At 67.9% G+C, this 11,028-nt stretch carries 10 protein-coding genes; 9 read left to right on the top strand and 1 reads right to left on the bottom strand.

Annotated features, from left to right (window positions below):
• From EQG76_RS12480 to EQG76_RS12460, 5 genes are all read left to right on the top strand, one after another.
• Positions 1-850 (top strand): type 2 periplasmic-binding domain-containing protein (locus EQG76_RS12480; RefSeq protein ID WP_159713789.1); only part of this gene is annotated, 850 nt, incomplete at its 5' end.
• Between the two features lie 73 nt (positions 851-923).
• Positions 924-2,024, top strand: coding sequence for an ABC transporter ATP-binding protein (locus EQG76_RS12475; protein WP_159713787.1), 1,101 nt, complete (start codon positions 924-926; stop codon positions 2,022-2,024).
• 47 nt (positions 2,025-2,071) lie between these two features.
• Positions 2,072-2,995 carry an ABC transporter permease gene (locus tag EQG76_RS12470; protein ID WP_159713785.1) on the top strand — a complete coding sequence of 308 codons (924 nt, stop codon included), beginning with the start codon at positions 2,072-2,074 and terminating at the stop codon, positions 2,993-2,995.
• Between the two features lie 4 nt (positions 2,996-2,999).
• On the top strand, positions 3,000-3,806 hold the full coding sequence (locus EQG76_RS12465) for an ABC transporter permease (protein ID WP_159713783.1): 807 nt from the start codon (positions 3,000-3,002) through the stop codon (positions 3,804-3,806).
• 157 nt (positions 3,807-3,963) lie between these two features.
• Positions 3,964-4,665 carry a transglutaminase-like cysteine peptidase gene (locus EQG76_RS12460; protein ID WP_159713781.1) on the top strand — a complete coding sequence of 234 codons (702 nt, stop codon included), beginning with the start codon at positions 3,964-3,966 and terminating at the stop codon, positions 4,663-4,665.
• Here EQG76_RS12460 and EQG76_RS12455 read toward each other — a convergent pair.
• Positions 4,657-6,483 carry a PHA/PHB synthase family protein gene (locus EQG76_RS12455; RefSeq protein WP_159713779.1) on the bottom strand — a complete coding sequence of 609 codons (1,827 nt, stop codon included), beginning with the start codon at positions 6,481-6,483 and terminating at the stop codon, positions 4,657-4,659. The genes EQG76_RS12460 and EQG76_RS12455 overlap by 9 nt on opposite strands.
• Before the next feature lie 115 nt (positions 6,484-6,598).
• Here EQG76_RS12455 and EQG76_RS12450 point away from each other — a divergent pair, with 115 nt between their 5' ends.
• The 4 genes from EQG76_RS12450 to glpX all read left to right on the top strand — a co-directional run.
• Positions 6,599-7,600: a hypothetical protein gene (locus EQG76_RS12450; protein ID WP_159713777.1), complete on the top strand. Its 1,002-nt coding sequence runs from the start codon at positions 6,599-6,601 to the stop codon at positions 7,598-7,600.
• Between the two features lie 112 nt (positions 7,601-7,712).
• Positions 7,713-8,930 (top strand): LL-diaminopimelate aminotransferase, encoded by a 1,218-nt coding sequence (locus EQG76_RS12445; RefSeq protein ID WP_159713775.1) that lies wholly within the window; start codon positions 7,713-7,715, stop codon positions 8,928-8,930.
• Entirely contained in the window at positions 8,927-10,216 is a 1,290-nt protein-coding gene (locus EQG76_RS12440) for a homoserine dehydrogenase (protein WP_159713773.1), read from the top strand. The genes EQG76_RS12445 and EQG76_RS12440 overlap by 4 nt, the downstream gene beginning before the upstream one ends.
• A 47-nt stretch (positions 10,217-10,263) precedes the next feature.
• Positions 10,264-11,028, top strand: a 765-nt coding sequence (gene glpX, locus EQG76_RS12435) for a class II fructose-bisphosphatase (RefSeq protein WP_159713771.1), incomplete at its 3' end; no start/stop codon positions are given.

Genomic DNA, 11,028 nt, shown 5'->3' with positions numbered 1-11,028 from the left:
GAACCTGATCGTGCCACTCGACCAGGAGCGGTTCCGGCCGCACTGGGACATGATGCTGCCGGAGTTCAAGTGGCCCTACCACTGGGCCATGTCCGAGGACGGCAAGGAGCTGCTCGGCAACATCCAGCGCTTCGGCCCGTCCGGCATGAATGTCGACACCAACGTCATCTCGGTCGAGATGGCCGAGGACCAGGGCTACAACCTGATCCTCGAGGACGACTTCGCCGGCAAGTATGCCGTCCTGAAATATGACGACTGGGCAATCATGCACACGGCGCTGGCGGTGGGCTTCAGCCCGTTCCGCAAGCTCACCGAGGACGAAATCGCCAAGTTCGAAGAGGTGATGCGCAAGGTCATCACCAACGCCGCCTTCGTTTCCGACGACATGAACGCCATCGCGCTGGGCGTCATCAACGGCTCGATCTCGGCAAGCTTCCCAGGCAGCGTCTATACCGTGTCCACCGCTCGCTTCGACGGCAACCCGCACTTCACCTGCGTGGTGCCGAAGAACGGCCCGGCCGAGCTCGGCGGCAAGAATGGCGTGTGCTGGATGGAGCTGACTTCGCTGGTCAACAACCCGCAGCTCTCGCCGCGCGGCGCGGACTTCCTGGAGTATGTCCTGCGTCCGGAGGTGTGCAAGAACGTCGCCTTTGCCGAAGGCACGTTCAACCCGGTGGCGCAGATGGGCGATCCCAGGGTGATGGAGCAGTTCTCGACCGAGGAGCTGGACGCCTTCCAGTGGGACCGGATGCCGGAGCTGATGGCGCGCTGCGCCGACTTCGACGACATCCCCGACTATCCGAAGCTGCACGCGATCTTCACCACGGCGCTGCGCGAGAAGGGCGTCTGACGCGTCATTGGGCCGGGTCCAATCCCGGCCCTTTTCGTTTCCTGGCTCCGGATCACGTGAAAGCGTCCAAGCGATGGTCACCACTGAAGCTGAGGCCCGGGCGGCCCAGCCGATCCTACAGCTCCGCGCGATCGAGAAGGTCTTCGACCAGTTCGCCGCGGTCGACCGCATCACGCTCGACATCCAGGAGGGCGAGTTCTTCACGATCGTGGGGCCGTCCGGCTCGGGCAAGACCACCATGGTCCGCATGCTGGTCGGCATGGACAAGCCAACCCGTGGCGACATCCTGCTGCGCGGCCAGCGCATCAACGACGTGCCGGCCAACAAACGGCCGACCTGCATGGTCTTCCAGTCCCTGGCCCTGTTCCCGCACCGCACGGTCGGCCAGAACATCGAGTTCCCGCTCAAGATCCGCGGCGTCGATCCCGCCGCGCGCAAGAAGCGGGCGCTGGAGCTCCTGGCCCAGCTCCGGCTGCCCGACCACTATTACGGCAAGGCGGTGACGCAGTGCTCGGGCGGCGAGCGGCAGCGCGTGGCGCTGGCCCGGGCCCTCGCGTTCGATCCCGAGATCCTGTTCTTCGACGAGCCGCTCTCCGCACTCGACTACAAGCTGCGCAAGGTGCTGGAGAAGGAGCTCAAGGACATCCACCGCCAGACCGGCAAGACCTTCGTCTACATCACCCATTCGCTGGAGGAGGCGATGGTGATGTCCGATCGGATCGGGGTGATGAACCGCGGCCGCTTCGTCCAGGTCGGCACGCCCAACGAGATCTATGGCAGCCCGACCACCCGGTTCGTTTCCGAGTTCATGGGCGAGGTGAACATCCTGGACGTGACCGTCGGCCCCGATGGCACGGCCACCGACGACGTCACCGGTGCGCGCTACCTGGTGCCGCCATCGGCCGGTGCCGGCCCATGCTCGCTGGTGATCCGCCCGGAATCGTTGCGCTTCGTGGACGGACCCAGCCAGGCCCACAACGTCGTGACCGGCACGGTCTACAACGAGTACCTGCTGGGCTCGCGGGTCCAGTACCAGATCCGGGTCGGCGAGAAGCAGGTGCTCCTGCTCGAGAACCTGCGCGACCAGCGCTACGAGGGCGACCTGGACAGCCCGGTGACCGTCGGCTGGGATACGGGCGATTCGATGATCTTCCCGAAGGGACCGCTGCAGTGATGCGCCGGCCCATGGCTTTGCGAACCTCTGCCTTCCGGAGGCGCTAGATGGCGCAGGCAACCGGTATCGTGACGATCACGGCCGCCACGACCGCGCGAGCAGCGCCGGAGCCTTCCGGCTGGCGGGCCTGGCTCCGGCAGGCGGGCGTGCTCACCGCCCTGCCGATGGCCCTCCTGATGCTGGCGGGCTTCGTGGCGCCGCTCCTGCTCGTGGTGGCGTTCGCGTTCATGCCGCCGCAGAGCTTCTCGATCCTGCAGCCGCCGACCCTGGCGAACTTCCAGGAGATCTTCGCCAATTCCTTTTACCGGTCCTTTTTGGCTTCGCTCTACCTGGCGGCTGCCACCACGCTCATCTGCATGGTCGTCTGCTACCCGGTGGCCTATGCCATGGTCCGGGTGTTCGGCCGGGTCGCGGGCGTACTGGCGCTCCTGATCACCGCACCCCTGTTCGTCGCAGACAATCTGCGCCTGGTCGGCTGGATGCTGTTCCTGGTGAAGGGCGGCGTCCTGTCCGGGGCGCTGCAGGCCTGGTTCGGCATCGCCACCGACTCGATGCTCTACACGGTGAGCGCCACCCTGTTCGGCCTAGTCTACACCTACCTGCCCTTCATGCTGTTCCCTATGATCATGGGCATCGCCATGGTGCCGCTGGAGATGCGGGAAGCCGCCTTCGATCTGGGCGCCACGCGCTGGCAGGTGCTCAAGGAGGTCGACATCCCGCTGGCTATGCCGGGCATCCTGATCGGCGCGCTGATGACCTTCATCCTGGCCGCTGGTGCTTTGTCCGAGCCGCGAATCCTGGGCGGCAGCTCGGTGGTGATGATCGCCCAGGACATCCAGAACGAGTTCACCTTCGCCCAGAACTGGCCGAAGGGCTCGGCCCTGTCAGTGCTGATGATCCTGGTGGCCGGCGTGCTCGCCGTGACACTGCTCCGGCGCATCGACCTCGACGGCATCTTCGGGCGGAGATGAGCGCATGAACGAGATCGGTCGTCCGGCGCGCTGGCTCTACGGGATGTTGATCGCCCTGGTGCTGCTGTTCGTCTACCTGCCCATGATGACGCTGGTGATGGCGTCCTTCTCCCGCTCCAAGTTCTTCAAGTTCCCGATCCCGCAGTTCGCGACCAACTGGTACGCGGATGTGTTCGCGTCGCTCTCGATCCGCAGCTTCTTCTGGACCTCGCTCGTGATCGCCCTGCTGGTCGCCACGATCGCCACGGTGCTGGCCTTCTTCGGTGCCCTGGCGTTCGCCCGCTACCGCTGGGCCGGCCGCAAGCTCTACCAGAAGGTCCTGCTGCTCCCGATCCTGTTCCCCCAGGCGGTGCTGGGCCTGGCCCTGCTCTTGTGGTTCTCCGCGATCGGGGTGACGCCGTCCTGGCAGGCCGCAGTGTTCGCCCATCTGGTCTGGATCGCCCCCATCACCACCCTGGTGATCGCCATCCAGGTCTATTCCTTCGATCCGGCGATGGAGGAGGCCGCGGTCGACCTGGGCGCGACCCGCTGGCAGACCCTGAAGGAGGTCACCCTGCCGATCCTGACCCCCGGCATTGTGTCGGGCTTCCTGTCTGCCTTTCTCCTGTCCTGGGCGAACTTCCCGCTCTCAATGTTCTCGACCGGCGCAGACCAGACCATCCCCGAATGGATCAGCGCCAAGATCCAGTCCGGCTATACGCCGCAGGTGCCGGCCGTCGGCACGCTCACCATGCTGGCCGCGGTCATCGTGATGGCACTGGGCGGCTTCGCGGCCTGGCTCCATGCCAGACGCCGCGCTGGCCTCGCCTGAGCGGCGACCGGGCTGCCGGGCGGTGACCGGGTAGCCCGGTATGCCGGGGCCGAGGCCGGCTGCCGGCGTTTCCATTTCGTTCACTACTTCCAGGCAATCCTGCGCTCCGAGGAAACGCGACGGGCTCACGTAGAGGCCGCGCAAGCCGGAGCGCCTGATGATGCCGAGCATCATCCGTGCAGGCCTCGTCGCGGGGCTGGCACTGACATGTAGTCTCTTGCCCAGGGCGGTGGTCGCGATGCCCGCCATTTTCGATACGGTGGAGGTGCGGGCGGACCGGCAGCTCGCCCTGCCTCAGTGGCGGCGGGTCGCCCAGCAGGTGCTGGCCGAGGAGCCGATCTACCGCGCCTGCGCCGAGGCCGCGCCCGCCTGCCCGTCCAAGGCCACCATCGCCTGGCAGGCCCTGCTACAGGACCTGCGGGGCCAGGACCGCCTGAGCCAGGTGCGGGCACTCAACCGCTTCGCCAACCGCATCCCCTATCGCTCCGACCAAGAGGTCTGGGGGCGGAGCGACTACTGGGCGTCGCCGCTGGAATTCCTGCGCCGGACCGGCGACTGCGAGGACTATGCGATCCTGAAATACCATTCCCTGCGCCAACTCGGCGTGCCGGCCAGCGACATGCGCATGGTCGTGGTCCAGGACACGATGCGCAACCTCGCCCATGCAGTGCTGGTGGTGCTGGTCGACGGCCGGCTCCTGGTCATGGACAACCTGACCAACGCGATCATGCCGCAAGAGCGCACCCCCCACTATGTCCCCTACTATTCGGTGAACGAGGAGGCCCGCTGGGCGCATCTGGAACGCGGCGGCCAGCGCTTGGCAGCCCTGGCTACCGGCCGGCCGGCACCCTCACGCTGACGGGCCGGCCGCGCTGGCCGGGGCGGTGTCGGCCCGGACCTTCACATAGCTCCCCGGTGCGTCCTCGAGTGCAGGCAGGCCGCCCGCTCCCGGCACCCGGGCAGGCACCAGCGCGCCCGACTGCGGCTTGAGCCAGTCTCGCCAGTCGTCCCACCAGCTACCCGCGTGCTCCGTGGCACCTGCCAGCCACTCGTCGGGATCGGGCGGCAGGTCGTCATTGACCCAATAGCCATACTTGCCCGAGTGCGGCGGGTTGACTACGCCCGCGATATGGCCGGAGCCCGCCAGCACGAAGCGCTTGGGGCCCTGGTAGAGCTGGGTCGCGGCATAGGTGCTCCGCCAGGGCGCGATATGGTCCTCGCGGGTGCTGATCCAGTAGACCGGCAGCTTCACCTTGCGCAGGTCGATCGGCACGCCGCACAAGGAGATCCCACCCGGCTCGACCAGCTTGTTCTCATGATAGAACTTGCGCAGGTAGAAGCTGTGCATCGTCGCCGGCATGCGGGTGCTGTCGCTGTTCCAGTACAGGAGGTCGAACGGGAACGGCTCCTTGCCGAGCAGGTAGTTGTTCACCACGAACGACCAGATCAGGTCGTTGGCCCGCAGCATGTTGAACGTGTGCGCCATCTCCGCACCTTCCAGATAGCCGGTGCGCGACATCTGGGCCTCGATGGCCTTGAGCTGCTCTTCATCGATGAACACGCCGAGCTCGCCCGGCTGCTTGAAGTCGATCAGCGTCGTGAAGAAGGTCACCGCCTTGATCCGGCTGTCCCGCTTCGTCGCCATGTAGGCCAGCGTGGAGGCCATCAGCGTGCCACCCAGGCAGTAGCCGATCGCGTTGACCGCCCTCTCGCCGATCGCCTGCTCGATCGCGTCGAGTGCCGCCAGGATGCCTTCGCGCATGTAGTCCTCGAAGCTCTTGTGCGCGAGCTTAGCGTCCGGGTTGACCCAGGAGACCACGAAGGTCGTGAAGCCCTGGGCGCAGCAATACTTGATGAAGCTGTTCTTCGGCTGGAGGTCCAGGATGTAGAACTTGTTGATCCAGGGTGGCACGATCAGGAGCGGGCGCTTGTGCTGCTTCTCCGTGGTCGGCGCATACTGGATGAGTTGCATGAGGTCGTTCTGGTAGATCACCTTGCCCGCAGTGGTGGCGATGTTCCGCCCCACCTCGAAAGCATCCAGGTCGGTCATCTTGATAGACAGCCGGCCCTTGCCGCGCTCCAGGTCCTCCAGCAGGTGGCTGAGGCCCTTCAACAGGTTCTCGCCCCTGGTCTCAATCGTCTCACGCAGGACTTGCGGGTTGGTGACCACGAAGTTCGAGGGGGCGAGCGCATCAACGAACTGGCGGGTGTAGAAGGCCAGCTTGGCCTGGGTTTTTTCGTCCAGCCCGTCCGCCTCGCTGACCGTCTTGAGCAGGAAGCGGGAGGTCAGCAGGTAGGACTGCTTGATGAAGTCGAACACGGGGTTCTGTTCCCACGCCGCATCCTTGAAGCGCCGGTCGCCCCGTTCGGGCACCACCACCGCCTCCGGCTCCGCACCGAACAGGCGCGAGGTCGTGGAATTCCACAAGCGCAGATAGTCCTGCCAGAGCGAGAACTGCGCGCTCATCACCTCCGCGGGGCTGGACCACAGCCTCGCACCCAGCTCGACCATCGCCGAGCCCAGCCCCAGCGGATCCATGCCGGGAGGTGCCGGCTCCATAAGCTGCTGGCGTTCCATGAAGTCGTGCATGAGCTTCTGGCTGCGACCGGCAATCTCGCCGAGGACCGCCGCCGTGTCCGGCTCATCGGCAGCTACCGCCTTCGCTTGTTCGCCCATCTTCTTGGACCCTTGGTGCCTTTGCCTCCGCCCCCAGACCTCGTGTAGACGAGCTGTGCCGCTCCTGCCAACGATGCCGGGCGAATGTGGAACCGTTAACCCAGACGGACGTGGCATGCTGAACCGACAGAATGTTCCTGAGCAGCGCGGGAACGGCCGCCGTCCGGCTGCCAGGCGGCTGGCACGGGCACTCCTCGTCCTGCCGGTGCTGGCGGCCTGCAGCACCCCGCCCGAGCCCGAGATGATCGAGCCGGCCGAGCGGATCATCGCCGAGGACGCCGCCAGGGCCGCGGCCGCCCAGCCGCTGGAGAACAGCTATCCGAGCGTGCGCGAGGTCCCGCCCCGGCCCAAGCTCAGCTACAGCGCCGCACAGCGCCGGCAGATCCAGGACGGGCTCGTCGCGGACCGGGCGCATGCCAGGCGCACTGCGGAACTGGTGCGCACCACCGAGGGAGCCTCGCCGCCGCCCATGCCGCCCGCGCCGGAGGTGATGCCCGCCGAGGAGCCCCGGCCGGCCCCACGCACGGTGCAGCCCCGGGCACCGGCCAAGGTGCGGCTGATCGAGCGCCGCGACACGAGTGGCGACCTGTCGAGCTTCCTGGACGACGTCATGGCGGTGGGGCCGGAAGCCGACCAGATCGAGCCGTCCCTGGTGCCGTCCACCCGCAGCATACCCGCCAACCGCCTGCCGACGACGGGCCCGGTGGATGGGGGCGGTGCCGATGGCAGCCTGACAGCGGGCATGGCCGGGTTCTTCGGCGGCGACGTGGCCGCCGTCACCGGCACCGAGGATGCGCCCGCCGGGGCGGCGGCGCCGCTGGAAGCGGGCCGGCGCTGGCTGTTCCCGCTCAAGGGCCGCGAGCTCGCGCCGGGCAGGGCGGCGATGGAGCCGATGTTCGCCGAGCTCGTCGCTACCGGCGCGCTCACCGGCCGCAGCATCGCGGTCACCGGCCGCTCGGCAGACGGCGCACTGGCCGGCCAGCGCGCCGAGGCCATGGCCGATCTGCTCCGCCGCCAGGGCGTGCCGGCCGACCGGATCGAGCTGACGCAGGACACGGCCGGCCAGGGCGAGGCGGTCGATGTCAGGATAGTGGACATCGCTGCGCCCAGGGGCTGACCCCCCGCGGCCGATGCGATCGGGTGCATGTGCGAGCGGTGCCGATCGTGCTAGATGGCGCCCACCACGCCGATCCGTCCGCAATGCTGCGGGACTGCCGGGACATTGTTCGATGCAGCAAGCCTTTCACCGCATCCGCCGCCTGCCCCCCTACGTGTTCGCCGAGGTGAACCGGCTGAAGGCAGAGGCGCGGGCGGCAGGCCGGGACGTGATCGACCTGGGCATGGGCAACCCCGACACGCCCACGCCTAAGCACATCGTTGAGAAGCTGGTGGAAACGGTGCGCGACGGCCGGACCCATCGCTATTCCACCTCGCGCGGCATCCCGGGACTGCGTCGCTCCCTGGTCAACTATTACGGGCGCCGGTTCGGGGTGAAGCTCGATCCCGAGCGCGAGGTCTGCGTGACGCTGGGCTCCAAGGAGGGCCTCGCCAATCTGGCCCAGGCGATCACCGCCCCGGGCGACACGATCCTGGTGCCGAACCCGTCCTATCCCATCCACCCCTATGGCTTCATCATCGCGGGTGCCGGCATCCGGCACGTGCCGATGACGGACGGGCCGGACCTGCTGCGCGAGCTGGCCCATGCGGCCGAGCATTCAGTGCCGGCACCGACCATGATGGTGCTGAACTTCCCTTCCAATCCGACCGCCAAGGTGGTCGACCGAAAATTCTACGAGGAGGCGGTGCGGTTCGCCAAGGCGAAGGACATGTTCATCCTGTCCGACATCGCCTACTCGGAGATCTGGTTCGACAGCCCGCCGCCCTCGATCCTGGAGGTGGAGGGGGCTTTCGACGTCGCGGTCGAGTTCTCGTCCCTGTCCAAGACCTATTCGATGCCGGGTTGGCGGATCGGCTTTGCCGCGGGCAACCAGCGCCTGATCGCGGCACTCACCCGGATCAAGTCCTATCTGGACTATGGCGCTTTCACGCCGATTCAGGTGGCGGCCACCGCCGCGCTGGACGGGCCGCAGGACTGCGTCGAGAAGATCCGCCTGCTCTACAAGGAACGGCGCGACGTGCTGATCGACGGGCTGGCCAAGGCCGGCTGGAACGTGCCGCCGCCGCCTGCCACCATGTTCGCCTGGGCACCGATCCCGGAGCCGTTCCGCGAACTCGGCTCGCTGGGCTTCGCCAAGCTGCTGATCGAGGAGGCCGAGGTCGCGGTCGCCCCCGGGATCGGCTTTGGCGAGTATGGCGACGGCCATGTCCGGCTGGCATTGGTCGAGAACAAGCAGCGCCTGCGCCAGGCCGCCCGCAACATCAAGGCGTTCTTCGGGCGCCACGGCCTTTCGTCCAAGCCGGGCTCTTCGGTGCTGGAGGCGGCATGAGCCCGCTTCGCATCGGGGTCGCCGGGCTCGGCACGGTCGGCGCCGCCACCGTCCAGCTGATCGAGGAGAATGCGCAGGTCCTGGCCCTGCGCACCGGCCGGCGGCTGCAGATCACGGCCGTGTCCGCGCGCGACCGCGACAAGGACCGCGGCTTTCCGGCGAACCGCTATCGCTGGTACGAGGACGCCCGGGCGCTGGCCGCCGATCCCGAGGTCGACCTGGTCTGCGAACTGATCGGCGGTTCGGAGGGCATCGCGCTCGACCTGGTCCGCCAGGCGCTGCGTGCCGGCAAGCACGTGGTCACCGCCAACAAGGCGCTGCTCGCCCACCACGGTGGCATGCTGGCGAGGCTGGCGGAGGAGCATGGCGCGGTGCTGGCCTTCGAGCCGGCTGTGGCAGGCGGCATCCCGATCGTGAAGGCGCTGCGGGAAGGTCTCGCCGCCAACCGGATCCGCCGGATCACCGGCATCCTGAACGGCACCTCCAACTACATCCTGACCACGATGCGCGAGACCGGGCGCGACTTCGCGGCCGTGCTCGCCGAGGCCCAGGCCAAGGGCTATGCCGAGGCCGACCCGTCCTTCGACGTGGACGGGATCGACGCCGCGCACAAGCTCTCGCTCCTGGCCAGCCTCGCCTATAGCTGCGTGCCGCGCTTCGACGCGATGCAGCCCGAGGGCATCCGAGCGATCAAGCCGGTCGACATCGACTTTGCCGGCCAGCTCGGCCTGCGCATCAAGCTGCTCGGCACTGCCCGGCTGACCGAGGCCGGGCTGGTCCTGCGCATGCATCCGGCCATGGTGCCGCTGGACGCGCCGATCGCGGCGGTGGAGGGGGTGTTCAACGGGATCGCGGTGGAGGGCGACCGGGTCGGCACCACCATGTTCGAGGGCAGGGGAGCCGGTGCCGGGCCCACCGCGTCGGCCGTGGTGGCCGACATCGTCGACATCGCCCGCGGCCTGCGCCTACCGACCTTCGGCGTGCCGGCCGCCGACCTCGTCGAGCGCAATCTGGCCCCGGCCGAGGATCTGGTCGGCAGCTATTATCTGCGCCTGGAGGTGGTCGACCGCCCAGGCGTGCTGGCCGACATCGCGGCCGTGCTGCGCGACCACCAGGTCTCGATCGAGAGCCTGATCCAGCGCGGCCGCGACCCCGAACAGCCGGTGACCCTGGTGATCACCACCCACGAGGCGGCCGAGGGTGCGATGACGCGTGCCCTGGCCGTGATCGCCGGCCTGTCCGTAGTGCTGGAGGCGCCGACCATGATCCGGGTCGAGCGCGCCTGACCCCCGTTTTCGCAAGAACCCTGGGCACATGCCCGAAGAGGCCGATGATGAGCGACTATCAAAGTGAAGACCGCAACCTCGCCATGGACGCCGTGCGCGTCACCGAGGCCGCGGCGCTGGCGGCTTCCCGGCTGATGGGTCTGGGCGACGAGAAGGCGGCCGACCAGGCCGCGGTCGACGCCATGCGCTCCGCCCTGAACGTGCTCGACATCGAGGGCACGGTGGTGATCGGCGAGGGCGAGCGCGACGAGGCGCCGATGCTCTATATCGGCGAGAAGGTCGGCACCGGGCAGGGACCCGAGGTCGACATCGCGCTCGATCCGCTGGAAGGCACCACGATCTGTGCCAAGGGCGGCTCCAATGCGCTGGCCTGCCTCGCCATGGCGGCCAAGGGCGGCTTTCTCAATGCGCCCGACGTCTACATGGAAAAGCTCGCCGTGGGCGGGGGCCTGCCCAAGGACGTGATCAGGCTGGGCGATGCGCCCAAGGAGAACCTCCACCGCCTGGCCGAGGCCAAGGGCGTGCAGGTCAACGACCTCGTGGTGATGATCCTGGACCGGCCGCGCCATGCCGAGCTCATCGCCGACGTGCGCAAGGCGGGCGCCCGGATCCGGCTGATCGGCGACGGCGACGTGGCCGGCGTGATCGCGACCTCGCGCGCCGATACCGGTGTGGACATCTACATGGGCAGTGGCGGTGCGCCCGAAGGCGTGCTGGCCTCGGCGGCGCTGCGCTGCATCGGCGGCCAGTTCCAGGGCAAGCTTCTGTTCCGCAACGAGGACGAGAAGGCGCGGGCACGCCGGTTCGGAGTC

The sequence above is a fragment of the Geminicoccus flavidas genome (assembly GCF_009806515.1).
In the GTDB taxonomy this organism is placed as follows: domain Bacteria; phylum Pseudomonadota; class Alphaproteobacteria; order Geminicoccales; family Geminicoccaceae; genus Geminicoccus; species Geminicoccus flavidus.
The sequence above is the reverse complement of the archived record's forward strand: the minus strand, read 5'-3'. Positions and strand labels throughout refer to the sequence as shown.

Bases quoted from the DNA above. Each gene is read 5' to 3' on its own strand.
- EQG76_RS12475 (WP_159713787.1), top strand. From the start codon at position 924: ATGGTCACCACTGAAGCTGAGGCCCGGGCGGCCCAGCCGATCCTACAG.
- EQG76_RS12470 (WP_159713785.1), top strand. From the start codon at position 2,072: ATGGCGCAGGCAACCGGTATCGTGACGATCACGGCCGCCACGACCGCG.
- EQG76_RS12465 (WP_159713783.1), top strand. From the start codon at position 3,000: ATGAACGAGATCGGTCGTCCGGCGCGCTGGCTCTACGGGATGTTGATC.
- EQG76_RS12460 (WP_159713781.1), top strand. From the start codon at position 3,964: ATGATGCCGAGCATCATCCGTGCAGGCCTCGTCGCGGGGCTGGCACTG.
- EQG76_RS12455 (WP_159713779.1), bottom strand. From the start codon at position 6,483: ATGGGCGAACAAGCGAAGGCGGTAGCTGCCGATGAGCCGGACACGGCG.
- EQG76_RS12450 (WP_159713777.1), top strand. From the start codon at position 6,599: ATGCTGAACCGACAGAATGTTCCTGAGCAGCGCGGGAACGGCCGCCGT.
- EQG76_RS12445 (WP_159713775.1), top strand. From the start codon at position 7,713: ATGCAGCAAGCCTTTCACCGCATCCGCCGCCTGCCCCCCTACGTGTTC.
- EQG76_RS12440 (WP_159713773.1), top strand. From the start codon at position 8,927: ATGAGCCCGCTTCGCATCGGGGTCGCCGGGCTCGGCACGGTCGGCGCC.